The 22,763-nt window shown below is 39.9% G+C and carries 24 protein-coding genes; 17 read left to right on the forward strand and 7 right to left on the reverse strand.

Annotated features, from left to right (window positions below; genetic code table 11):
- Positions 1-12: 12 nt before the first annotated feature.
- The gene (locus JWQ34_RS02965) at positions 13-807 is read left to right on the forward strand and encodes a phosphatase PAP2 family protein (RefSeq protein ID WP_299353685.1); all 795 of its coding nucleotides are present in this window, start codon (positions 13-15) and stop codon (positions 805-807) included.
- An 81-nt stretch (positions 808-888) separates the two neighbouring features.
- On the opposite strand, the gene JWQ34_RS02970 is transcribed toward JWQ34_RS02965, so the two are convergent.
- The 3 genes from JWQ34_RS02970 to JWQ34_RS02980 form a co-directional block, all read right to left on the reverse strand.
- Complete coding sequence (locus JWQ34_RS02970; RefSeq protein WP_299353688.1) at positions 889-2,520, reverse strand: DUF3943 domain-containing protein; 1,632 nt, start codon at positions 2,518-2,520, stop codon at positions 889-891.
- An 84-nt stretch (positions 2,521-2,604) separates the two neighbouring features.
- Complete coding sequence (locus JWQ34_RS02975; protein ID WP_299353691.1) at positions 2,605-2,859, reverse strand: SemiSWEET transporter; 255 nt, start codon at positions 2,857-2,859, stop codon at positions 2,605-2,607.
- Positions 2,860-3,013: 154 nt separating this feature from the next.
- Positions 3,014-4,711, reverse strand: coding sequence for an amino acid permease (locus JWQ34_RS02980; RefSeq protein WP_299353694.1), 1,698 nt, complete (start codon positions 4,709-4,711; stop codon positions 3,014-3,016).
- Positions 4,712-4,785: 74 nt separating this feature from the next.
- Between JWQ34_RS02980 and JWQ34_RS02985 the strand changes: the two genes are divergently transcribed.
- Positions 4,786-5,445, forward strand: a complete 660-nt coding sequence (locus JWQ34_RS02985) for a phosphatase PAP2 family protein (RefSeq protein WP_299353697.1) — start codon at positions 4,786-4,788, stop codon at positions 5,443-5,445.
- A gap of 1 nt (position 5,446) precedes the next feature.
- Here the strand turns inward: JWQ34_RS02985 and JWQ34_RS02990 are convergent, their stop codons facing one another.
- The 4 genes from JWQ34_RS02990 to yihA form a co-directional block, all read right to left on the reverse strand.
- Positions 5,447-6,103 (reverse strand): hypothetical protein, encoded by a 657-nt coding sequence (locus JWQ34_RS02990; protein WP_299353700.1) that lies wholly within the window; start codon positions 6,101-6,103, stop codon positions 5,447-5,449.
- Positions 6,104-6,246: 143 nt separating this feature from the next.
- Positions 6,247-7,947, reverse strand: a complete 1,701-nt coding sequence (locus JWQ34_RS02995) for a M3 family oligoendopeptidase (protein WP_299353702.1) — start codon at positions 7,945-7,947, stop codon at positions 6,247-6,249.
- Positions 7,948-8,066: 119 nt separating this feature from the next.
- On the reverse strand, positions 8,067-8,948 hold the full coding sequence (locus JWQ34_RS03000; RefSeq protein ID WP_299353704.1) for a UbiA-like polyprenyltransferase: 882 nt from the start codon (positions 8,946-8,948) through the stop codon (positions 8,067-8,069).
- A gap of 3 nt (positions 8,949-8,951) precedes the next feature.
- The gene (gene yihA, locus JWQ34_RS03005) at positions 8,952-9,575 is read right to left on the reverse strand and encodes a ribosome biogenesis GTP-binding protein YihA/YsxC (protein WP_299353707.1); all 624 of its coding nucleotides are present in this window, start codon (positions 9,573-9,575) and stop codon (positions 8,952-8,954) included.
- 161 nt (positions 9,576-9,736) lie between these two features.
- Between yihA and JWQ34_RS03010 the strand changes: the two genes are divergently transcribed.
- From JWQ34_RS03010 to murI, 15 genes are all read left to right on the forward strand, one after another.
- Positions 9,737-10,225, forward strand: a complete 489-nt coding sequence (locus JWQ34_RS03010) for a VOC family protein (RefSeq protein ID WP_299353710.1) — start codon at positions 9,737-9,739, stop codon at positions 10,223-10,225.
- 14 nt (positions 10,226-10,239) lie between these two features.
- Positions 10,240-10,728 carry a GNAT family N-acetyltransferase gene (locus JWQ34_RS03015; protein ID WP_299353713.1) on the forward strand — a complete coding sequence of 163 codons (489 nt, stop codon included), beginning with the start codon at positions 10,240-10,242 and terminating at the stop codon, positions 10,726-10,728.
- Between the two features lie 111 nt (positions 10,729-10,839).
- Positions 10,840-11,571 carry a bifunctional demethylmenaquinone methyltransferase/2-methoxy-6-polyprenyl-1,4-benzoquinol methylase UbiE gene (gene ubiE, locus JWQ34_RS03020; protein WP_299353716.1) on the forward strand — a complete coding sequence of 244 codons (732 nt, stop codon included), beginning with the start codon at positions 10,840-10,842 and terminating at the stop codon, positions 11,569-11,571.
- Positions 11,568-12,302 carry an outer membrane beta-barrel protein gene (locus tag JWQ34_RS03025; RefSeq protein WP_299353719.1) on the forward strand — a complete coding sequence of 245 codons (735 nt, stop codon included), beginning with the start codon at positions 11,568-11,570 and terminating at the stop codon, positions 12,300-12,302. The genes ubiE and JWQ34_RS03025 overlap by 4 nt, the downstream gene beginning before the upstream one ends.
- A gap of 78 nt (positions 12,303-12,380) precedes the next feature.
- Entirely contained in the window at positions 12,381-13,139 is a 759-nt protein-coding gene (locus JWQ34_RS03030) for an SDR family oxidoreductase (protein WP_299353722.1), read from the forward strand.
- 105 nt (positions 13,140-13,244) lie between these two features.
- Positions 13,245-13,694 carry a GatB/YqeY domain-containing protein gene (locus JWQ34_RS03035; protein ID WP_299353725.1) on the forward strand — a complete coding sequence of 150 codons (450 nt, stop codon included), beginning with the start codon at positions 13,245-13,247 and terminating at the stop codon, positions 13,692-13,694.
- 137 nt (positions 13,695-13,831) lie between these two features.
- On the forward strand, positions 13,832-14,593 hold the full coding sequence (locus JWQ34_RS03040) for an alpha/beta hydrolase (protein WP_299353728.1): 762 nt from the start codon (positions 13,832-13,834) through the stop codon (positions 14,591-14,593).
- Between the two features lies 1 nt (position 14,594).
- A complete protein-coding gene (locus JWQ34_RS03045) occupies positions 14,595-15,257 on the forward strand; it encodes a CBS domain-containing protein (RefSeq protein WP_299353731.1) in 663 nt (220 codons plus the stop codon).
- 96 nt (positions 15,258-15,353) lie between these two features.
- Positions 15,354-16,235: an NAD kinase gene (locus JWQ34_RS03050; protein ID WP_299353734.1), complete on the forward strand. Its 882-nt coding sequence runs from the start codon at positions 15,354-15,356 to the stop codon at positions 16,233-16,235.
- Positions 16,236-16,244: 9 nt separating this feature from the next.
- Positions 16,245-17,009: a DUF6089 family protein gene (locus JWQ34_RS03055; protein ID WP_299353736.1), complete on the forward strand. Its 765-nt coding sequence runs from the start codon at positions 16,245-16,247 to the stop codon at positions 17,007-17,009.
- Positions 17,010-17,252: 243 nt separating this feature from the next.
- Complete coding sequence (locus tag JWQ34_RS03060) at positions 17,253-18,011, forward strand: isoprenyl transferase (RefSeq protein ID WP_299354362.1); 759 nt, start codon at positions 17,253-17,255, stop codon at positions 18,009-18,011.
- Between the two features lie 63 nt (positions 18,012-18,074).
- The gene (bamA, locus tag JWQ34_RS03065; protein ID WP_299353739.1) at positions 18,075-20,624 is read left to right on the forward strand and encodes an outer membrane protein assembly factor BamA; all 2,550 of its coding nucleotides are present in this window, start codon (positions 18,075-18,077) and stop codon (positions 20,622-20,624) included.
- A gap of 16 nt (positions 20,625-20,640) precedes the next feature.
- The gene (locus JWQ34_RS03070; protein WP_299353742.1) at positions 20,641-21,171 is read left to right on the forward strand and encodes an OmpH family outer membrane protein; all 531 of its coding nucleotides are present in this window, start codon (positions 20,641-20,643) and stop codon (positions 21,169-21,171) included.
- A gap of 54 nt (positions 21,172-21,225) precedes the next feature.
- Entirely contained in the window at positions 21,226-21,738 is a 513-nt protein-coding gene (locus JWQ34_RS03075; RefSeq protein WP_299353745.1) for an OmpH family outer membrane protein, read from the forward strand.
- Between the two features lie 168 nt (positions 21,739-21,906).
- The gene (murI, locus tag JWQ34_RS03080; RefSeq protein ID WP_299353750.1) at positions 21,907-22,749 is read left to right on the forward strand and encodes a glutamate racemase; all 843 of its coding nucleotides are present in this window, start codon (positions 21,907-21,909) and stop codon (positions 22,747-22,749) included.
- The last annotated feature ends 14 nt before the right edge of the window (positions 22,750-22,763 follow it).

Below are 22,763 nucleotides of genomic sequence, written 5' to 3' on the forward strand. Positions count from 1 at the left end.
ATTACTATACTTATGAAGAATATATTTTTTGCACTGCTTTTGCTTTTCTCACTTCAGGTTAATGCTCAAACTGTTGATACAACAAAGAAAAAACTAGTAGACACAATTAAAAAAGATTTGCTAACCGCGCCTGATACAGTTAAACGCCTACATAGTAAACCCTGGGCGCTTGTACCCGGGTTTGTAGCCGTAACCTATGGGGCATTAACATTTACCGTTCATCCCCTGCGGCGAGTAGATTATTTCATGCATAGTGAAACCGAGAAAACCGGCGCTAACTTTCATACTACATCAGAGAGTTACTTTCAATTTGCCCCTATAGTAATGGTTTATGGCTTAAATTTAGTAGGTGTTACCGGCAAGAATACATTTATTGACCGTACAGCTTTATTGGCTTTGTCTGCAGGGATATTAGGAGCTACTGGCTATGCTACCAAGCATTTAACACATAGACTGCGCCCTAATAACGATGATTATTTATCTTTCCCATCAGGCCATACAGCTACAGCATTTATGGGCGCTGAGTTTTTGGCGCAAGAGTTTTCTAAAAGATCGCCTGTTTACACTATTATCGGTTATAGCTTCGCAACTACTACCGGGGTTTTTAGGCTATATAATCGCGATCATTGGTTTAGCGATGTTGTTGCAGGTGCTGGTTATGGCATATTATCAACCAAAGTATCCTATTTAGTTTATCCTTATATACGCGATTGGATAACACATAAAAACAAGTCGGGTAAAACTACTATGATAATGCCTACTTACCAGGAGGGTGTTCCCGGTTTTTATATCGCTATGGATTTATAAAGAAAATACCCTTTCAGATTCAATATAATAAAAAAGTCCCCACTGAAAAGTGGGGACTTTTTTATTATATCTTATATATGTTTAGTTATAGCGCCCTTTGCGCTGCTGGTCTTCTAAGAACCAGGATACAAATATTTTTTGTTCTGTTCTTACAGAATAAATACCAGGTAGATTTTTCAGGTACCGGTCATCATAATATATAAAGTGTTCAAACCCCAAGCTTATGTTTTTTGCAACTTGAAACGTAACTCTTGGTTTTAAAATACTGACATTATTATTACCCGGAGTACCTACGTAGGTATGCAGAAAGAAATAATAATATACAAAAGATAGACTTAAAGCTTTATCTACATTTAACGTAGTTTCAAATTTGGCCTCTATACCATTGTTATAGGTATAATCTCTAACTTGTGATGTGTCAGGCCCGAAACGGGTGCTGTTACCGGCTAATGGTACTAAAGCTAAATGCAAATTGGTATAAAGGTTTGTAGTTTTATTAATGGGGTATTTAGTAAATACACCTCCGCCCACACCAATCGCTCCTAACTCAAAAGTTTTATTATCCCAATAATCATCATATTGGAAAAGGCCATACAGTACAGAGAATTTACCGTAATGGGTTTTATAGCCGGTATTATTGCCTAATAGAATGCCATAACCCGTAAGATTATCTAAAAGTTTTCTGCCGGAGCCAAAGCTAAATTCAGTACGCAGTCTGAAAAAATCAAAAGGCTTACGATAGCGCTCTTCAAACGGGTTACCATAATCAAACTGCATATTTATTAAAGCTTCAGTAGGGCCCTTGCCAAAAAAAGTTGCCTTATCCTGGTTTATTTTATGCAGACCAGTAAATATGGTAATGTTAAGTGGTTCTTTTTGGTAAACTTCTTTTGTTGTTTTTCTAAAAGATTTACCCTGTAGTAACCTGTTAAGTCCACGAACCGGATCTACTAGCCCGGCAGCTATTTCGCGAAATACCCTGTCTCCGCCGGTGGTTCTGTCGTCTAAAATGTTTGAACTTAAACGGTAAAATATTTCACCAAGAAACGCGCCGTTTATCGGAGTGTTTATTATATCGTTGTAGGACGGACGTGTATTTTCGCCAAAATACTCCCACATTAAACTACCCGCAACTGCAAACGGAATTGATTGCGCATAAGTATATCCTTGCGACCGGGCGGCGTTAAAATACATGGAACCTGTATATGGGTGCCCTATAAAATTTATACCAAAACGGTCAGAGTCCCATTCCCAACCCTGTTGTATGTTATATTTCCAGGTTGACGGGCCTATATGTGCGAAATCCTGATTTAGCACAAACCTATCTAATGACCAAGTGAACACATTAACGCCTAACACCTCTAATGCGGGTTTCCATATCGGGTATTTTTTGTTAAATGCTGTATCATCATTTAAAAGATCGCCATACTTGTTTTGGATAGTGGTATCAATAAGGGGGCTTTTTTTTGGTTGATTTCCCGTCGAGTCGGACAGCGTTTTTACCTTAGCCTCTTTTATTTGCTTCAATTGCTCTTTTACGGGGCCCTTACCGGGTTTTATTGTATCTACCGGGGTAACGGTTTGTGCAAATAAGGATGTTGATGAAATAAGTATCAGTAATAAACCAATTAATGATCTGATTTTCTTTTGTATGTTGAGGGATGAAATCAGCACGATACATGCTTTCAGGGAAATAGAGTATAGACTTGCCATAGTATAAGGGTAGTGTTAGTTATAAAGTACAACTAATAATACCCCCTAAGTGTTTCACTAAATAATTATATATAAATTATTTAGCTATTTATACTTGATTTTGTAGACCAAGATTATACCGGCAAATATAAATGTTATGGCGTTAGCTACCGCGACCGGCAGGCTTGGATACATAATGCCATACATCAGCCACAAAAAAGTACCTACGGTAAATACCACGTACATGGATAATGATATGCCTGATGTATCTTTTGTTCGGATAGTTTTTACCGCCTGCGGTAAAAAAGATATCGTGGTGCTAAAAGCGGCCATAAAGCCTATAATTTCAATGTAATTCATATTAATATGCAAGTATGCGGATGTGTAAATGTGCAAATTAATTTAGAATTAGCAGCTATCTTAGTGTAAAAATAACACTAATCGGTTTGAAGGTTTGATTATTTACAGTTGGCTATCTATCAATCACTTATTTGCACATCTGCATATCTGCACATCAATTAGCTTTACCCAGTTTGCTGTGTTTAAAGCTATAGGTGAAATAGATCACCAAACCTATCACCAGCCATATTAAAAAACGCAGCCAGTTGGTATAACCCAATTGTGTCATCAGGTAAAAACAACTCATTAAGCCTAATACCGGGATTAAGGACAAGTTTTTTATAAAAGCCAGCACGGTTAATACAGCAGCCAGGATAATGAATAAAAACATGGGGAAATTTTCGTGGGCATTCTCGCCCGAAAACAAACCAAATATCGGTTTCCAAAACAGTACCATGCCCACTATAAATAATACCGGCGCAATAAATTTGGAGTTGATGTAAGGCAGATGGAAACGACCTTTATGCGCCGCCTCTCTTGGCAACAACAATACGCCGCCGCAAACCAGTACGAAGGCAAATAAGGTACCTATGCTGGTTAGATCGGTAACCTCTGTTAAATTCATAAACAGGGCGGGGATAGCAACCACAAAACCGGTAACTATGGTTGCAAATGATGGTGTATGATATTTAGGGTGGATGCGCGAAAACGCTTTAGGCAATAAACCATCACGGCTCATGCTCATCCAGATCCGTGGCTGGCCCAGTTGGAATATCAATAGCACACTCGCGGTAGCAATTACAGCACTTATGGATATTACATAACTTATTTTGTTCAAGCCAACTTTACCAAATACAAATGCCAATGGGTCGGCAACCTGTAGGTCTTTATAGTTTACCATGCCGGTAAGCACTAGTGCTACCAATATGTATAATACGGTACAAATAATAAGCGAATAGATCATGCCTCGCGGCAGATCACGCTGCGGGTTCTCGCACTCCTCGGCGGTGGTTGATATGGCATCAAAACCTATGTAGGCGAAGAAAACTCCGGATACACCTTTCATTACGCCGCTAAATCCGTTAGGCATAAATGGATGCCAGTTGGCGGGTGTTATATAAAAAAAGCCAATAACAATAACCGCAATAATGATGGCGATCTTTAAATATACCATAGCATTGGTAGCTCTTTTAGTTTCGCGTATGCCTATGTAAACCAAATAGGTAATAACAATTACAATGGCTAAAGCGGGTATATTGGCTATAAATTTAAAATCGCCAAAACCCGGCGCTGTAGCCCAGGCTGATGCCGATTGTTTTAGGCTATCTGTTATTTGCGCTATATGGCCGCTTGCGGTTAGTTGTTGTACCTGCTCATGTGCTTTAAACGCCGAATAATAATCCATCGTTAAATAGGCTGGCATGTGTAGTCCAAATCCTTCTAACAGGTTTAAAAAATACCCGCTCCATGATATGGCAACAGCTATGTTGCCAATGGCATATTCCATTAAAAGATCCCAGCCGATGATCCAGGCAATCAATTCGCCAAATGAAGCATAGGCATAAGTATAAGCGCTGCCTGCTACCGGTATGCGCGATGCAAACTCGGCATAACATAGTGCCGAAAATCCGCAGGTAATAGCGGTAATAATAAATAAAAAGCTAACAGCGGGTCCCCCATGAAATGAGGCTTCGCCAATGGTAGAGAATATACCCGCGCCAACTACTGCGGCAATGCCCATTAAGGTAAGGTCCTTAACGTTTAATTCTTTTTTTAGATGAGAACCGCCCGAATGTTCGGCATCGCTGAAGCCAGTGGCAACATCTGCTAATATTTTACTGATTGATTTTTTACGAAATATACTCTTCGACATATTTTAATTTGCTGTCCTGAAACCAAACATAACCATTTTTTTGTTGGGATATAAGTATATGCTTACTTTGCACCATGAATATCGGAATAAAGGCAGTGTTATACAAGGTGAGGTTTTTTTTTATACCTTATCTTATCGTTATAGCCGCGTGTTTGATCATAAAATTGAATTATAGCCGCGAAGAGATCTACTTCGCCATAAACGCACGTAACTGGCCCTGGGCAGATATTATTGCCCCCTATATTACCGATATTGGCAATGGCTGGACAACCATCCTATTAGCCATCACGCTGTTATTATTCAGCTATCGTAAAGCGTTTATTTTGGCAGGCAGCTATTTGCTGAGTTCGACCATAGTGGCACAGGCCTTAAAGTTTGCTTTTGCCGCACCACGCCCCAAATTATACTTTCAAGCCCAATTGGGCCGCATACACTTTGTTGTGGGTACTGATCAACTGAGTTTACATAGTTTCCCATCCGGGCATACTGTCACGGCATTTTCGACAGCAATACTGATCGCTTATTGGAGCAAAGATAAGTTTTGGGGATTGCCGCTTTTGCTTTTAGCCGCATTGGTGGGTTATTCGCGCATGTATTTAAGCCAGCATTTTTTTGAGGATGTAACCGCCGGTTCTGTAATAGGTGTAGTAGTTACGGTGATGTGGATCTACTGGGCAGAGAACAGAGAGTTTTTAAAGTCCCCTAAATGGAATAGGGGACTGTTTAAAAAATAGCTTATTCGTATTCCAATCTTTTTCTCCTTTGGATATACATTCCCACGGCAATTATAACGAATATTCCACCGGCGCCAATCAAGCCCATTTGTAAAACCGACATACCCTTGGCATTGAATAAATATTGATCATTTCGCTGCAACTCGGGCGATAGCTTTATAGAGTTTACAAAGCTTTTATACTCTTTTGCAACCATCTCTTTCCGGGCATTTGTATAAACATATTCAAATACATAACTTGTTGCATTTGTGTACAGCAACACAATGTTTCTAAATTGAATATCGCCCTGGCCGTTATCGGTTTGCAGCGTAAATGTTTTGGCCTTTAACTTGCCGATAGTTGTATCGCGCACGTATTGCGCGCTGGCATTGCTTGATTCGCTTTGTATGTTCTGAACGTTTTCTTTTAATACGTTATCAAGGTCACGTTCCTTTTGTAAAGGAGCTGTATTTTTGGCATTAGGCGTACGTAATACCACCACATAACCCAATGATGAATTTGACGAAAATACCTGCTGACCCAAAGTATCAGTTTTTTGATATGCAGGGGGTAATGATACAGTAACTAAGCTATCTATTTTTACAGGTTTTAGCTCCTGGCTAAAGCCTGTAATGGCAGCTAATATAAGTGTCACGGAAATTAAAAATATCTTTTTCATACCCGTACAAGCCCCAAAACCGTACCAAAACCTTAATTTTTGGCGCTTTATGACATTGGTATAGACAAGACAAGCGAAGTTTACAAAACTTGGCTTGTCTTAAAAATATGAAGAGTATTACCTTAGGTACAGAAAGTTAGCCCTTATAATTTAGCTATTTCAGCCTTAATAAAATCGGCTAATTCTTTAACGTAGGCAGCGCTGAAATTAAACTGTATACCGGCTGTTTCGTAGATCTCTTTAATAGTTTTGGTGTAACCTAATTTTAAGGCATCCAGATATTGTTGCAGGGCTTTCTCCGGGTTTTCTTTATAGTTTTTGTAAACTGCTATAGCACCTAATTGGGCAAAGCCGTATTCGATGTAGTAAAACGGTATCTCGAATATATGCAGTTGTTTTTGCCAGAGATTTGCTTCGGCTGCTTCTAAGCCGCTCCAGTCGGCAAAGCCTGCGCCAAATGGCTCGTATATTTTTAACCATGCTTCGGCACGCTCTGATGCCAAATGGTCAGGGTTGGTGTAGATCCAGTGCTGAAACTGGTCTACCACGGCTACCCACGGCAATGTTTTAAGCACATCAACCAATTGATCCCGCTTCGCACGTTTCAAATCCTCTTCGTTGTCAAAAAACACATTCCAGTTATCCATGGATATTAACTCCATCGACATAGAAGCCAACTCTGCAACTTCCGACGGGCAATGTTTAAAGTCATTCAGTTCCAAATCGGCAGTTAAAAAGGTATGTACCGCGTGGCCGCCCTCGTGTACCATGGTGGTCAAATCACGGAAGGTATTGGCTGAGTTCATGAAAATAAACGGCGCGCCTGTTTCTGATAGCGGGTAGTTATAACCGCCCGGTGCCTTGCCTTTGCGGCTCTCCACATCAAACAGGTTATTGTCTTTCATTATCTCTAAGCGCTCGCCTAAATAACTATTAATGTTGCGGAAACATTGTATAGATTTCTCAATCAATTCCTCGCCATTGTTAAACGGTTTTAAAGCCGGTTTGCCTGATGTATTAACGTCCATATCCCATGGGCGCAAAGTATCCAGTTTTAAGGCTTCTTTGCGTTGTTCGGCGTGTTCGTGCAGAATAGGGACTATCTCCAACTCAATAGCTTCATGAAAAGCGTAGCAATCCTGCGGCGTATAATCAAAACGGCCCAGGGCCTGGAACATATAATCGCGATAGTTTTCGAAACCGGCGTTTAGCGCTACTTTATGTCTTAATACGCGCAGGTGATCGAACAAGTCATCCAGTTTTTCTTTTTCCTGTAGGCGGCGGAGGCTGATCTTTTCCCAAACTTCCTGGCGTTTGGCGCGATCGGTATCTTTTAAAAATACCGCGGCTTGCTCTAAGGTATATTCTTTATCGCCTATGTGGACAGATAGAGAGCCGCTGATAGACTGGTACTTTTGTTGTTCAACCTGTATCTCGGTTTGGATTGGGATGTTTTCTTCCCTGAATAATTCCAGCGCTTTTTTTACGCCGCGCAGGTAAACAAAATATTTATCCTTATCCAGTTGGTCAAAGTATTGGCTGTTAACAAGCTTTACGTTCAACTCGTTGCTGTAAGGTGCTGTTTTAGGTTCAATTTCGGTAGCGAAGTATTGAAAAGCAGCCAGTAGTTCTTCATTATTGGTATCGCAGGTCATGCGGATATAGCGCCAGGCAAAATCTTCTTCCAGGGCGGCTTCCAGTTCACTGCGGTCATGCAGCCAATGTTCCAGTTCTTCAACCGAATTTATTTGGCGATTAACCAAATCTTTATAAAGTGGTTCAAGTGTTTCCCATTTAATTTCAAGGTCGACAGGTATATAGGTGCGTGTTTTTTTGTGGATCATGATGTTGTGGATGTGCGGATGTGCAGATATGCAAATGTGCGAATTAGTTGGGAAGTGAGGAAACGGGAAAATGTAAAATTAATGGAGTGTTGTGTTTCGAAACCCCCGCTACAGTTTACTTATAACCTTATGCCAAATATCAAACCATGCAGCAGCAACGTCCTGTCCAGCAAAAACAAAACAGCGAACACTACACTAGCTAATCCATTGGTAGTCATAAACGCGAAGTTTACCCGGCTCAGGTCATTCGGCTTTACTAATCTATGCTGATAAGTTAGCATGATGCAGAAAAATACTATCCCTACATAATACAGTAAACCCACCGTAGTGTAAAACACGGGCAGCACAATAAATATAGCCGATAGTATATGCAAAAAGGTAGATAACCTTAAAGCATTAACCTTACCCAAATATGCGGGGATAGAATGCAGGTTTTCGGCACGGTCAAAATCCTCATCCTGTAAAGCATAGATAATATCAAAACCGCTAACCCAGCATAAAACGGCCAGCGAGAAAAATATCGGTAACAAAGCAAACGTGCCTGTAACCACTAAATAGGCACCAATAGGGGCAAGCGATAGACCCAACCCCAAAACCAAATGGCAAAGCGCCGTAAATCTTTTAGTCGCACTATAACCCAAAACCACTAATAGCGCCACAGGCGATAAGTAAAAGCAAAGCGGATTAATAAACCAGGTAGTTGCAATAAATAAAGAGCAGTTAACTACTGTAAACGTCAATGCCGATGCCGCGCTGATGCGCCCGGCAGGTATGTCGCGCACTTTGGTGCGTGGGTTTTTGGCATCAATATTTCTATCCAGATAACGGTTAAACGCCATTGCCGAGTTACGAGAAAATACCATACATAAAACCATCATCAATAGTTTTTGCCACTCAAACGTGTGCTGCGTGGTAGTCACTGCCAAAAAAAAGCCGATAAAGGCAAATGGCATAGCAAATATGGTGTGCGAGAAGGTTACTAGCGATAGATATTTTTTCATGTGTTATTCAAACGTCTTATAATCCGGTATTTCAAACGACTGATTTATTCCCCCAATAAATCCTAGTATCTCATCCCTACCTGCATGTAACTCGGCCGAGGTAACAAAAATCTGCGGCACTTCATCAAATGTTTCCAATAGCGATTTTTTAAACTTAGCTACGCTTTGATCGGTTTTTAGAGTTGATTGTTTGTCGGCTTTGGTAAAAACCAATACAAAGGATAACCCTTTTTCGCCAAGCCAGTTACAAAATTCGATGTCGATTTTTTGCGGATCAAGGCGACTATCTATCAGCACCATTACGCATTGCAGGCTTTCGCGTTTGTCCAGGTATTGTTGGATAAACTTGTTCCAGTCGGCTTTTTTTGTTTTTGATGCCCGTGCATAACCATAGCCCGGCAAATCGACAATATACCAGTTATCATTCACCAAAAAATGGTTAATAAGCTGGGTTTTACCCGGTGTTTGCGATGTTTTGGCTAAACCCTTTTTAGCGACTAGCATATTGATCAACGAAGATTTACCCACGTTCGAGCGGCCAATAAAAGCGTACTCCGGCTTAACTGGTGGGGGCAGTTTTGAAATCTGGGTGTTGCTGCAAATAAAGTCGGCAGATTTTATGATCATGGGGGCAAAGGTAGTAATTAGAGATTAGAGATTGGCGGTTAAAGATTAGAGATTAGGCTTTTAAAGTTTTAAATTTACTATCATCTTAGTGTAAGTCTTCTACCGATCTGAGATTAAGAGATCTTTAATACTTAAATTTGTATGTTTAAACATATATCAACATGAATGATTATAAAATACCCGCACAAACCCGGATAGGGCACGTACACTTAAAGGTGAGCAACCTGCAACAATCATTAGATTTTTACAGCGGATTGCTGGGTTTCGAAAAAATGCAACTATATGGCGACCAAGCCGCGTTTATTTCGGCAGGTGGTTACCATCATCATATCGGCTTAAATACCTGGCAAAGCAAGGGCGCACCGCGCGGGCCCGAATATGCACCGGGGCTATTCCACACCGCTATATTATATCCGGAGCGTAAGGATCTGGCTATAATTTTGCAGCGATTAATTGATGAAAAATATCCAATCACCGGGGCATCAGATCATGGCGTATCAGAAGCTATTTATCTGGACGACCCTGATGGAAATGGCGTTGAGCTATACTGGGACAGACCGGAGGAAGAATGGCCTAAAGACGACAACGGCGAAATAGAAATGTTTACACGAAGATTAGATATAGAGGGGTTATTGGCATTGGCCAAATAATTACCTTTGCCACCATGACTATAACTTTAAGACCTATCAAACCCAATGATAATGTTGAACTGGCACGCATTATTCGCGAATCGCTGGTAGAGTTTGATGTGCCTAAAGTGGGTACTGTTTACTCGGACCTGGATACTGACCGCTTGTTTGAATTGTTCCAGGACGCACCAAACAGTTGCTATTTTGTAGCCGAAGACAACGGTGTTTTACTAGGGGGATGCGGCGTTTACCCAACAAACGGATTACCATCCGGCTACGCCGAGTTAGTGAAATTATATTTAACAGCAGCCACACGCGGTCGCGGCATTGGCAAAATGCTGATGGAAAAATGTTTTGAGGCTGCTGTAGAATTAGGATATACTCATCTGTATCTGGAATCTTTTCCGCAATTGGCCAAGGCTGTAAGTATTTATGGAAAGGCAGGCTTTAAACCATTGGATCATGCTTTAGGTAACTCGGGGCATTTTGCCTGTAATATTTGGATGACGAAGGAGCTTGCCTGACGGCGAAGTGATTAGGATTGGTTAATTAGAGATTAGTGTTACATAATGTTCATATCTTCAACCATCAAAAAACTAACCTCTAATCTCTAAATCCTATCTTTGCCCCATAATATGAGCAAAACCGTAATCCCATACAACGCAGAGCAGGGCACCAAGAAGGAGCAGGTGGCCGATATGTTTAACAATATATCCAAAACCTATGACTTTTTGAATCATTTTATGTCGTTGGGTATTGATATCATCTGGCGCAAAAAAGCTATTAATGAGTTAAAGAAAGATCAGCCCAAACTGATCTTAGATGTAGCTACCGGTACCGGCGATTTTGCCTTCGAAGCACTATCTATCCTAAACCCAGAAAAAATTATTGGCGTTGATATTTCGCAGGGGATGCTGGACATCGCCAAACAAAAAATAGCTAAGCGTAATTTGGGCCACAAGTTTGAAGTTAAACTAGGCGACTCGGAAAAATTACCTTTCGAAGCAGGCGAGTTCGATGCGGTAACAGTTGCCTACGGTGTACGTAATTTTGAAAACCTGGAGATGGGCCTGGCCGATATTAACCGTGTTTTAAAAACCGGTGGTAAAGCCGTGGTATTGGAGTTTTCAAAACCTAAAGTGTTCCCGGTAAAGCAATTGTATAAGTTCTATTTTAACTACATAACGCCGGGCATCGGTAAACTTTTCTCTAAAGATTCAAGGGCCTATTCATATCTGCCAGAGTCGGTTGCCGCTTTTCCGGATGGGCCGGCTTTTATAGCAGTTATGGATAAGGTTGGCTTTAAACATACCAAATGCAGGCCATTAGCGTTTGGTATTTGTTCTATTTATACAGGCGTTAAATGATTAAAACCCGGTACCTGCTAATTATAAGCCTTATTTTTTGCAGCAATTGCCTGTTTGCGCAATCAGCCCCTTCGTGGGGTGGAGGTGCTGACCAAAAAGATATAAGCTTTGGTTTTAGCTTTAGTTACGTTAGCAGTTATTTTAAAATTGATAAAAAGGCCGACTGGCGTAAACCATACATCGATAATGACGGCAACAAAATTACCGATTCGCTAAAAAGTATAGGCTCACCCAGTTCGCAGGGATTTGCGGTTGGCTTTTTAACCCGTTTCCGTATTACTGAACATCTGGAGGCCCGTATAACCCCCTCATTAATTTTTGCTGATCGCAGCTTGGATTATACCTACAATACACCATCGCAAAATATAAGCAAATCAGTACAAGCCACACAGGTTGATTTGCCTATATCTATTAAACTAAAATCTGACCGTATAGGCGATTTTAGGGCTTATGTATTGGGTGGTATAAAATATTCGCAAGCTATAGGCAGCCATGTAAACTCTGATGCAGGTTTAGGGCTGATTGATAAACACGTGAAAAACGTTAGCGGCTTTGCCTCGTACGAAGCTGGTTTGGGCTGCGATATATATTTTGAGTTTTTTAAATTATCGCCAGAGATCAAACTGTCCAACTCGTTTGGCAATGTATTACTTCCCGAAAATCATCCTTACTCCACACCTTTAAACAGATTGGGGTTGCATACTTTAATGTTTAGCCTTTACTTTGAGTAACTGGTTGCTTTATTCTATATAAATCGTTTAATTCCCGACTAAAAAGCCTAATTTCGCAGCGGATTTAATACCACATCTATGGCTAAAATTGCATTAATTACCGGGGCCACAGCAGGAATAGGCGAAGCTTGTGCGAAACTATTTGCCAGCGAAAATTATAACCTGATACTTACCGGCCGCAGGCTTGACAGGTTAGAGAAACTAGCGGCAAGCCTTAATAAAAAATACAATACCGAAGTAGCCATTTGCGCCTTTGATGTACGCGACCGCGAGCAGGTTACCAGTAATTTTGAAAGCCTGCCTGCTAAATGGAAAAAAGTTGATGTATTAATAAACAATGCCGGTTTAAGCCAGGGATTAGATCCCATTCAAAATGGTAACCTGGATGATTGGGATACCATGATCGATACCAATATTAAAGGTTTGTTATATGTTAGCAAGGTTGTATCAAACTGGATGATAGCTAATGGCAAGGGGCATATTGTAAATATAGGTTCAATAGCCGGCAAAGAAGTTTACGCTAATGGTAATGTGTATTGTGCCACCAAACATGCGGTAGATGCCTTAAATAAAGGTATGCGTATTGATTTGGTACAGCATGGCATAAAAGTTACGGCTATACACCCAGGCGCCGTAGAAACAGAATTTTCTGAAGTGCGTTTTCATGGCGACAAGGAACGGGCCAAAAAGGTATACGATGGATTTGATCCGTTAGTAGCCGAAGATATTGCCGAGACGATAATGTTCGTAATATCGCGCCCTAAGAATGTTAATATAAATGAGCTGTTAATAATGCCAACCGCGCAAGCTAACGCAACAACGATAGTTCGGAAATAAATGTGCAGATGTGCAAGTGTACAGATATGCAAATGAATAAATAAAAAACAAATCCGATATCGAACATCCGAAATTCACTCATTCAATAATTCACTCAATTAAGATATGTCATTAATACAACAAATAGATCAGGATATTAAACTTGCTATGCTGGCTAAACAGGCAGACCGTCTACAAGCTTTACGCGCTGTAAAATCGGCCTTATTACTGGCAAAAACCGAAAAAGGCGCTGCTGAAGAACTAACACCCGAAGCCGAAATTAAAGTATTGCAAAAGCTGGTAAAACAGCGCAAGGAATCGGCTGATATTTATAAGACCCAAAATCGCGATGACCTGTATCAGATAGAAATAGCCGAAATGCAGGTTATTGAACCTTATCTGCCACAACAAATGACACGTTTTGAAATTGAAGGTTTTATACAAGAGCTGATTGAACGTATTGGCGCTACCTCCATACAGGATATGGGGCGTGTAATGGGTATGGCTAATAAAGAACTGGCGGGCCAGGCTGACGGCAAAACCATATCAGAGGTTGTGAAACAATTGCTAGGCTAATTTATTTGTTATAATTGTTGCAGATAAACTGCAATAAGCTATTTTTATGGCGAGGATTAACATTGATAAGACTTACGAAGTTTTAGAAACTTCGTAAGTCTGACACACAGAATTAACATTTACAAAGAATATAATATATGAGTTTCGTGCTTAAAGAGGAACGTGGTTTTAGTTACATCGATGAGGGCGAAGGCGAAGTGCTATTATTGTTGCACGGCTTAATGGGGGGTCTTAGTAATTGGGAAGAAGTTATTGAGGAGTTTAGAGGCCGGTACCGGGTAATTTTACCTATGCTGCCGGTGTATGACTTGCCAGTAATAACTACAGGGGTTAAAACGTTATCAAAATACGTACACAAGTTTGTAAAGTATAAAAAGTTGCAGAACGTTATACTTTTAGGTAACTCGTTAGGTGGGCATGTGGGTTTAATATATTCGTTAGCCCATCCTGAAAGATTAAAGGCTTTAGTTTTAAGCGGGAGCTCGGGTTTATACGAAAATGCTTTTGGAGGGTCTTTCCCGCGAAGGGAAAGTATGGATTTTGTAAAAGAAAAGGTTGAATACACATTTTACGACCCTAAAATTGCTACGCCCGAATTAATTGACGAAGTTTATAAACTAGTTAATGACCGTCATAGTGTTATAAGGTTATTAGCTATGGCAAAATCGGCCATACGCCATAACATGAAAAAGGACCTGCATAAAATACGCATACCGGTTTCATTAATTTGGGGTAGAAACGATAAAATAACACCGCCGGAAGTTGCTGAAGAATTTAACCAGCTATTGCCGGATTCTGAATTGCACTGGATAGATAAATGCGGGCATGCCGCCATGATGGAGCATCCGCAGGAGTTTAACCGCTTATTAAAGGGATTTTTAGAAAAAATAGGAGCGTAATATGTTTGCAGTTGAATTGATAGCTGACGCGATACCACCGGTTCACACCTCTGATACGATACAGAAGGTGCTTGATCGTATGGTTGAGTTTAGGGTGCGCCACCTGCCAATTGTAAACGAAGACCAGTTTCTGGGCCTGATTGCCGAAAGCGACATACAGCCCGAGATAGATACGCAAACGCCTATTGGATCGCTGGCGCTATCGCTGGTTAATCCATACGTGCGTGAGGATCAGCACGTTTATGATGTTATACGCCTGTTTTATGAGCAACAGTTAAGCGTTGTGCCGGTACTGGATATTAAAAAGAACTATTTAGGCATTATACCAATTAATGCCATGAACCAGTATTTTGCCACTATTACTTCGGTATCACAGCCGGGTGGTATCATTATACTGGATATTAATAATAAAAACAATTCGCTGGCGCATATGGCGCAGATCGTAGAGTCGGACAATGCACAGATCTTAAGCTCGTACGTGCGTGCTTTTCCTGATTCAACACGGCTGGAGGTCACACTAAAAGTAAACAAACAGGATATCTCTAATATAATTGCTACCTTTTTACGTTACGAATATGATGTAAAAGCCACCTTTAATCATAGCGAACATGATGATGGAGCAATGGATAGGTATGCCTCATTGATGAATTACCTTAATTTATAATAAATTGGTCCATAGTCGATGGACGATAGACCATAGTATTATATCTAAACATAAACTATCGACCATCGACTATGGTCCATGGACTACAAAACAACCATGAAAATAGCAGTATACGGCAGACAGTTTAATGACCAGGCAGTATTGCCGTACATACAGCAGGTGTTTGACAGCTTATCGTTGCATTCGGTCGAGGTCTATGTTCATCATCAGCTCAATAACTATTTAGCCGGAAAAATTGATACCGTAATTTATAATGTATTAAATGAAGGCGACAAGATAAAAGGCCTTATTGATGTATTTATTACGCTTGGTGGTGATGGTACTTTGCTTGATATGGTGAGCGTTATCCGCGATTCGGGCGTGCCGGTAATAGGCCTAAACTTTGGCAGGTTAGGTTTTTTAGCCAGTGTAAATAAAAGCGACATAGCATCGGCCATACACGCGGTGGTTAATAACCAATATACCCTGGATGGCCGTGGCTTATTAACTGTCGAATCTGAACTGAACATATTAGGTCTGGATAACTTCGCGCTTAATGATATTACTATCCACAAGCGCGATGACTCGGCCATGATCACTACTAACATGTTTTTGGATGGCGAGTTTTTAAACTCTTACTGGGGCGATGGCATTATAATAGCTACAGCAACCGGCTCAACCGCATATTCATTAAGTTGCGGCGGGCCTATAATATTTCCTGAGTCGAACAGCATTGTTGTGACACCTGTTGCGCCGCATAATTTAAACGTGAGGCCAATTGTACTGCCGGATAGCAGCGTGCTATCCTTCGAGGTTGAATCGCGTAGCTCTAACTATATTTTATCGTGCGATTCGAAAACTGAAATAATAGATAAGCCCATGCGGTTTAAGGTACAGAAAGCAAAATTTGAGTTAAATCTTATCCGTTTAAGTAATGAAAGTTATTTATCAACGTTAAGAAACAAACTATTGTGGGGCCTTGACGCGCGCAATTACTAAATTTGGCGGATGTCTAAAACGTTAGCTGTTATAATTTTACTGTTCATCTCGTTTAATTTACAGGCACAAACCTGGGAGTTAGGCGTTTTTGGCGGTGGTGCAGGCTACATGGGCGATCTGAACCAAAACAATCCCTTAAAAATTTCGGGCTTGGCGGGTGGCGCTTTTGTTAAACGCAATTTTGATGGTTACCTGGCATTAAAATTAAGTTACACCTATGGCCAAATAAAAGGTGCAGACAGCTTATCAAATAATCAGCAGGATCGTAACCGTAATTTGAGTTTTAACACCCGGCTAAATGAAGTAAGCTTAACCGGCGAGTTTAACTTTATGGAATATGTACCATCTGTAAGTAAAAATATATATACGCCTTATATTTTTGCCGGTATTGCTTATACCGGTTATAACCCACGAGCCACCTACCAAGGGTATACTTATGAACTGCGTACATTAGAAACCGAAGGTAAATCTTATCCAAAATCAACAATTGCGGTGCCTTTTGGTGCCGGTATTAAATACAATATTGCGGGCCGTCTAAGTTTAGGGGCCGAGTTGGGGTACAGAACAGCATATACCGATTATTTGGATGATGTAAGTGGTGTTTATGCCGATAAAAGCAAATTAGGGAGCGCAATATCAATTGCTTTGTCTGACAGGTCTGGACAAAATATCCCTGCAGGTATACAGCGCGGCGATCTGCGGCCACACGATACTTATATGTTTTTAGGCTTTACTATATCATATACTTTCATAACGCAAAAGTGTTATTATTAAACTAAGATTTCCGGGATTAAAGATTATAGGATTAATAGTTAAATAGTTATCCTGGCAATCCAAAAATCTTATAAATCGTAGTCTAAACTTTCTTTTCATCAGCATACTAAAAAAGTACAAAGTAAGTTTTACCTTTGTCACCTGAAAAATTGGGCATTATTTAATAAAAGCGTAATTATCAGGCGTGTTATTAGGGAGTAATTTTTTATCGAAAACACGTATTGTAAGCCTGCATCGGCTTTTATTGATCGGCAAAGGAAAATGAGTTATAAGGATCAGATTGATTTGTTAAAGTTACCCCAGCATATAGCCATTATTATGGACGGCAATGGCAGGTGGGCAAAAGACAAAGGCAAATTAAGAATATTCGGTCATCATAATGGCGTGCTTTCTGTTAGGGATGTAGTAGAGGGCGGTGTTAATCTGGGTGTTAAATATTTAACTCTTTACACTTTTTCGTCTGAAAATTGGAACCGCCCCAAGCTGGAGGTTATGGCTATTATGGAATTAATGGTTAGCACAATTAATAAAGAAATAAAAAATTTCATGGACAAAAACGTTCGCCTAAATGCTATAGGCGATCTAAATATGCTGCCAAAAAAATGCTATGAGGAGTTAAATAACGCTATCAAAACAACCTCAAAAAATACGGGGCTGGTATTAACATTGGCATTGAGCTATAGTTCGCGCCGCGAAATTGTTCAGGCCGCAAAAAACATAGCCATTAAAGTAAAAAGCGGCGAAATAAATATCGATGATATTGACGAAACGCTTTTTGAAAACAACCTGTACACCAGCGATATGCCCGACCCCGAGTTGTTGATAAGAACAAGCGGCGAATTCAGGATAAGTAATTATTTATTGTGGCAAATTGCCTATGCCGAATTGTATTTTACAAAAAAATTATGGCCCGATTTCAGGAAAGAAGATCTGTATGAAGCCATACTTGATTACCAAAAACGCGAGCGCCGTTTTGGTATGACAAGTGAGCAAGTCAACTAAATTTTTCCTTTTAACAAATTTTAACAACTGTATAAATTATTTTTAGCCCACTAAAATATCCGAATGAATAAATTTCTGTTTGCTATTCTTTTCTCCGTAATAAGTACTGCTGCCCTGGCTCAGGTTAGGCCAAATAAACAAATTTTCAGGTCGTCATCATCTGATACTTTGAGCTACTTAAACCCAAAAGAATATATCGTTGGTGGGATTACTGTTACAGGGACTGTACACCTGGATAAGGAAGTGTTGCTTCAAATATCAAAAGTAACCAAAGGTGATAAGTTGCTTTTACCCGGCGAAGCCAGCTCGACCATTGTAAAGAACTTGTATAAAGAGAATTTATTTGATGATGTACAGTTATATGTTACCAAAATTAACCTGGATACGGTATATCTTGAAATAGCGATAAAAGAACTTCCACGATTATCAAACCTGCGTTTAACGGGTATACGCAAAAGCGAGATAGAGGACCTGAATAAAAAATTAGATGATAAGGGCAAAATTGTAAATACCAACTTATTAAGCCGAACTACAGCTACAATAAAGAGATATTTTAACGAGAAAGGTTTTTATAATGCTACGGTAACTATAAAACAAAGACCCGATCCGGGAGATGCTAATAGCTTGATATTGGATGTTGTTATAAACAAGGGCAGAAAGGTAATGATAAACTCAGTTACGTTTGAAGGTAACAAAGATTTTTCGCAAGGGGCACTTAGAGGCTATTTATCAAAAACCCGCACCCGCAAGTTTTATAACCTATTTGGGTCGAAAAAATTCAAGGAAGATAAATACCTTGAAGACAAACAAACCCTTATTGAAAAAATGCAGGAAAAAGGTTACAGAGATGCAGCTTTAATAAGTGATACCGTTACCAAGCATGATTACCAAACCGTTGATGTAAAAATAAAAATACTTGAGGGCCATAAATATTACTTTGGTGATATTAAATGGTCTGGTAATGCTAAATACAATAATGATCTGTTAGACCGCGTACTGCGTATTAAAAAAGGTGATGTATTTAGTGAAGAAATGTTAAGCAAAAGATTAAGTGGTGGTGGCCCCGGTGGCGATGATGTTTCATCTCTTTATTTAAATGATGGCTATTTAACTTATAATGCCGACCCTGTACAAACAAGATTACATAATGATACTGTTGACCTGGATATAAGAATATTTGAAGGCCCTCAGTATACTATAAACCGCGTAACCGTTAAAGGTAATGATGTAACTAATGATAAAGTAGTTATACGCGAGCTGCAAACTTTGCCGGGCCAAAAATTCAATAAAGCGTTATTGGTTGAGAGTACCCGTGTAATTGGACAGTTAGGCAACTTTGACGACCAGAAAACCGATCCAAGACCGGTTAACATTAACCCGCAGGATGGTACAGTTGATTTAATTTACAACGTTGTTGAAAAACCATCAGATCAGGTAGAGCTTTCGGGCGGTTTTGGTGGCGGCCAGTTTGTAGGTACGTTGGGGCTTACCTTTAATAACTTCGCTATTAAAAATCTCTTCCACCTTAAAGACTATAAACCATTACCAAAAGGCGATGGCGAAAAATTAAGCTTAAGGGGTCAATCAAGCGGTAGATCATATCAAAATTACTCGTTTACTTTCTCTGAGCCATGGCTGGGTGGTAAAAGGCCGATATTCTTCTCGGTATCTGCTTATACACAATTAAGCTCAACAGGCCAGTATTATGCCAAAACCGACCCTAACTATAATAACCTACGCATAAACGGTGTTGGTGTTACTTTAGGAAAACGTTTAAAATGGCCTGATAACCATTTCCAGTTAAATTATTCGTTAAATGTTGACCACTATAATTTAGATAATTATCCGGGTTATCTGTTCTCAAACGGGACATCGTATAATATTAAATTAACGCAAGAACTTTCGCGCAACGCGCTTGATGGTTCACCGATATTCCCTACCGGTGGTTCAAACATTAAGTTTACAGTACAGGGTACGCCGCCATATTCGTTATTTAATAATATTAACTACAAACTGCCGCCGCCACAAGAACAGCTTTATCATTTTGTGGAGTATTACAAAGTTAAATTTGACGCGCAGTGGTTTATACCGCTTCCGGCTAAGTTTGTGTTGATGACGCAAGCCAGGTTTGGTTTCCTTGGAGAATATAATTCGGTTGTTCCGGGTTCACCGTTCGAACGCTTTAAACTGGGTGGTGATGGTATGCAAAGCTACCAGTTCTTACAAGGTAGCGATATAATTGGTTTACGCGGATATGAAAACTTCTCGATAGTACCGGTAGGGGCACGCTTTACTGCCAGCAATAACCCCGGCAGTACCATATATGATAAATATACTATAGAGGTACGCCACCCTGTTATTACAAGCCAATCGGCTACTATATTTTTACTGGCATTTGCCGAAGGTGGTAATGTTTGGGACAAGTTCTCGCAATTTAACCCATATAATGTCAGAAGATCTACAGGTATTGGAGCACGGATATTTTTACCTATTTTTGGTTTACTTGGTTTGGATTATGGCTATGGCTATGATCCGATCCCCGGAATACCGTCGGCTAATAAGGGGCAGTTTAGCTTCTCTATATCACAAAGCCTAAGCGGTGGATTTAACTAACTAGAAAAAAAAGTTGATGAAAAAGGTAATTTTAGTACTAGCTTTTACGTTCATAACATTCACAGCAGCATTTGCGCAAAGATTTGCTTATGTTGATTCTGAATACATTTTAAAGCACATGCCTGATTATGTATCGGCTCAAAAGCAATTAGGTGCTTTATCAGATCAATGGCAAAAAGAGGTGGATGGACGTTTCCAGGAAATTGACAGAATGTATAAAGCATACCAGGCAGACCAGGTTTTAATGTCGGCTGATATGAAGAAGCGCCGTGAGGATGAAGTTGTAGTAAAAGAAAAAGCCGCAAAAGATTTTCAACGCCAAAAATTTGGTCCGAATGGTGAATTGGAACAAAAAAGCAGCTCGATAATGAAACCTATACAAGACAGGGTAGCTAAAGCAGTGCAAACCGTTGCCGAAGCCGAAAACCTGGATATGATATTTGACAAAAACAGCGAAGTAATAATGCTGTATGCTAATCCGCGTTATGATAAAAGCGCTGACGTTATAACACGCCTGGGATTAAAACCGGGAGTATTTGCTAAATAAAATTTTTATACATATAATCGCACATTATTAAATTAATCAGAACAAAAAAAAACAATGAAAAAACTATTTAAAGTTGCTTTAGTTGCAGTATGCATGTTATTTATGGGCAACTTTGCCAAAGCACAAACTAAAATCGGATACGTTAATACAAGCGACTTAATACAGGCAATGCCCGAACTTAAGACTATAAATACACAAATAGACGCTTTTAAAAAGACATTTATTGATCAGTTACAAAACTTGAGTAATGAACTACAAAAAGGTAGCGCTGATTATCAGGCAAAACAAGCTACCATGACTGATGCAGTTCGTACAATGAAACAAAGTGAATTGGCTGACTTGCAAAAACGTGCTCAGGATTATCAAACCAACGCTCAACAACAAGTTGAACAAAAAGGTAATGAGTTAATGAAACCGTTGATTGATAAGATCCACAATGCAATAAACGCAGTTGCTAAAGAAAAAGCTTATACTTATGTATTTGATACATCACAAACTGCATTATTAGTATCGCCACCGTCTGATGACTTGATGGCTGCTGTAAAGCTTAAATTAGCAGTAAAATAATTTAATTATAAATGATTTACAAAAGCGCCCTGTTTACGGGGCGCTTTTTTTATTTTTGAATCATAGATTTTTTTGATTGATGGATTTCGCTGATTATTGTTCGAAGATTTCGCTGATTTGCAATTCACCAATCTTTAATCTTCAATAACTAATCTTCAACATCACACCATGCCAAACACGCCAATAGGTATTTTTGATTCGGGGATAGGCGGCCTAACCGTCTTTCGTTCAATTGCAGAGCAGTTGCCGGGGTATGATTATATTTATCTGGGCGATAATAGCCGCGCGCCTTATGGTAACAGATCATTTAACACCATCCATCAATATACCTGGGAGTGTGTGCAATGGCTATTTAAACAAGACTGTCCGCTGATTATACTGGCTTGTAATACAGCATCGGCAAAAGCGCTGCGTACTATCCAGCAAAAGGATATGCAGGGCTTAGATCCCTCCAAACGTGTGCTAGGGGTGATAAGGCCCACTGCCGAGGTTATCGGCAATTATTCAACCACCAAAGAAATTGGCGTATTAGGTACTACGGGTACCGTACAATCTGAATCATACCCGATTGAGATACAGAAGTTTTTTCCTGATCTGAAGATTTATCAGCAAGCCTGTCCGTTATGGGTGCCATTGGTTGAGAGCGGCGAATATGAAAAGCCCGGATCAGACTATTTTATAAAAGAATACCTTGACCAGATCATGGCGCAATCTGCCAATATAGATACTTTGCTGCTGGCCTGTACACATTACCCGTTATTGCTGGATAAAATAAAAGCACACCTACCGGCCAATGTAAATGTAATTGCACAAGGCGACATTGTTGCCAAAAGCTTAGTTGATTATTTGCAACGCCACCCGGAACTGGAGCAAAAATTAAGCAAAGAAGGTACACGTAAATTCTATACAACCACCGATGATACCGCCGAATTTGATCATCATGCATCACGGTTTTTTTCGGCACCGGTAACTTCATCGTTTGTGTCGGTTACCGAGTTTAGTTGTAAATAGGGAGTTTTTTTATT

The organism is Mucilaginibacter sp. (assembly GCF_028288185.1).
Taxonomy (GTDB): Bacteria; Bacteroidota; Bacteroidia; order Sphingobacteriales; family Sphingobacteriaceae; genus Mucilaginibacter.

Excerpts from the sequence above, each read along its gene's own strand:
- JWQ34_RS03015 (WP_299353713.1), top strand. The coding sequence starts at position 10,240 with ATGACTATAACTTTAAGACCTATCAAACCCAATGATAATGTTGAACTG.
- JWQ34_RS03055 (WP_299353736.1), top strand. The coding sequence starts at position 16,245 with ATGTCTAAAACGTTAGCTGTTATAATTTTACTGTTCATCTCGTTTAAT.
- JWQ34_RS03000 (WP_299353704.1), bottom strand. The coding sequence starts at position 8,948 with ATGAAAAAATATCTATCGCTAGTAACCTTCTCGCACACCATATTTGCT.
- ubiE (WP_299353716.1), top strand. The coding sequence starts at position 10,840 with ATGAGCAAAACCGTAATCCCATACAACGCAGAGCAGGGCACCAAGAAG.
- JWQ34_RS02995 (WP_299353702.1), bottom strand. The coding sequence starts at position 7,947 with ATGATCCACAAAAAAACACGCACCTATATACCTGTCGACCTTGAAATT.
- bamA (WP_299353739.1), top strand. The coding sequence starts at position 18,075 with ATGAATAAATTTCTGTTTGCTATTCTTTTCTCCGTAATAAGTACTGCT.
- JWQ34_RS03050 (WP_299353734.1), top strand. The coding sequence starts at position 15,354 with ATGAAAATAGCAGTATACGGCAGACAGTTTAATGACCAGGCAGTATTG.
- JWQ34_RS03010 (WP_299353710.1), top strand. The coding sequence starts at position 9,737 with ATGAATGATTATAAAATACCCGCACAAACCCGGATAGGGCACGTACAC.
- yihA (WP_299353707.1), bottom strand. The coding sequence starts at position 9,575 with ATGATCATAAAATCTGCCGACTTTATTTGCAGCAACACCCAGATTTCA.
- JWQ34_RS02980 (WP_299353694.1), bottom strand. The coding sequence starts at position 4,711 with ATGTCGAAGAGTATATTTCGTAAAAAATCAATCAGTAAAATATTAGCA.
- murI (WP_299353750.1), top strand. The coding sequence starts at position 21,907 with ATGCCAAACACGCCAATAGGTATTTTTGATTCGGGGATAGGCGGCCTA.
- JWQ34_RS02985 (WP_299353697.1), top strand. The coding sequence starts at position 4,786 with ATGAATATCGGAATAAAGGCAGTGTTATACAAGGTGAGGTTTTTTTTT.
- JWQ34_RS02990 (WP_299353700.1), bottom strand. The coding sequence starts at position 6,103 with ATGAAAAAGATATTTTTAATTTCCGTGACACTTATATTAGCTGCCATT.
- JWQ34_RS03025 (WP_299353719.1), top strand. The coding sequence starts at position 11,568 with ATGATTAAAACCCGGTACCTGCTAATTATAAGCCTTATTTTTTGCAGC.
- JWQ34_RS03070 (WP_299353742.1), top strand. The coding sequence starts at position 20,641 with ATGAAAAAGGTAATTTTAGTACTAGCTTTTACGTTCATAACATTCACA.
- JWQ34_RS03045 (WP_299353731.1), top strand. The coding sequence starts at position 14,595 with ATGTTTGCAGTTGAATTGATAGCTGACGCGATACCACCGGTTCACACC.
- JWQ34_RS02965 (WP_299353685.1), top strand. The coding sequence starts at position 13 with ATGAAGAATATATTTTTTGCACTGCTTTTGCTTTTCTCACTTCAGGTT.
- JWQ34_RS02970 (WP_299353688.1), bottom strand. The coding sequence starts at position 2,520 with ATGGCAAGTCTATACTCTATTTCCCTGAAAGCATGTATCGTGCTGATT.
- JWQ34_RS03030 (WP_299353722.1), top strand. The coding sequence starts at position 12,381 with ATGGCTAAAATTGCATTAATTACCGGGGCCACAGCAGGAATAGGCGAA.
- JWQ34_RS03075 (WP_299353745.1), top strand. The coding sequence starts at position 21,226 with ATGAAAAAACTATTTAAAGTTGCTTTAGTTGCAGTATGCATGTTATTT.
- JWQ34_RS03035 (WP_299353725.1), top strand. The coding sequence starts at position 13,245 with ATGTCATTAATACAACAAATAGATCAGGATATTAAACTTGCTATGCTG.
- JWQ34_RS02975 (WP_299353691.1), bottom strand. The coding sequence starts at position 2,859 with ATGAATTACATTGAAATTATAGGCTTTATGGCCGCTTTTAGCACCACG.
- JWQ34_RS03040 (WP_299353728.1), top strand. The coding sequence starts at position 13,832 with ATGAGTTTCGTGCTTAAAGAGGAACGTGGTTTTAGTTACATCGATGAG.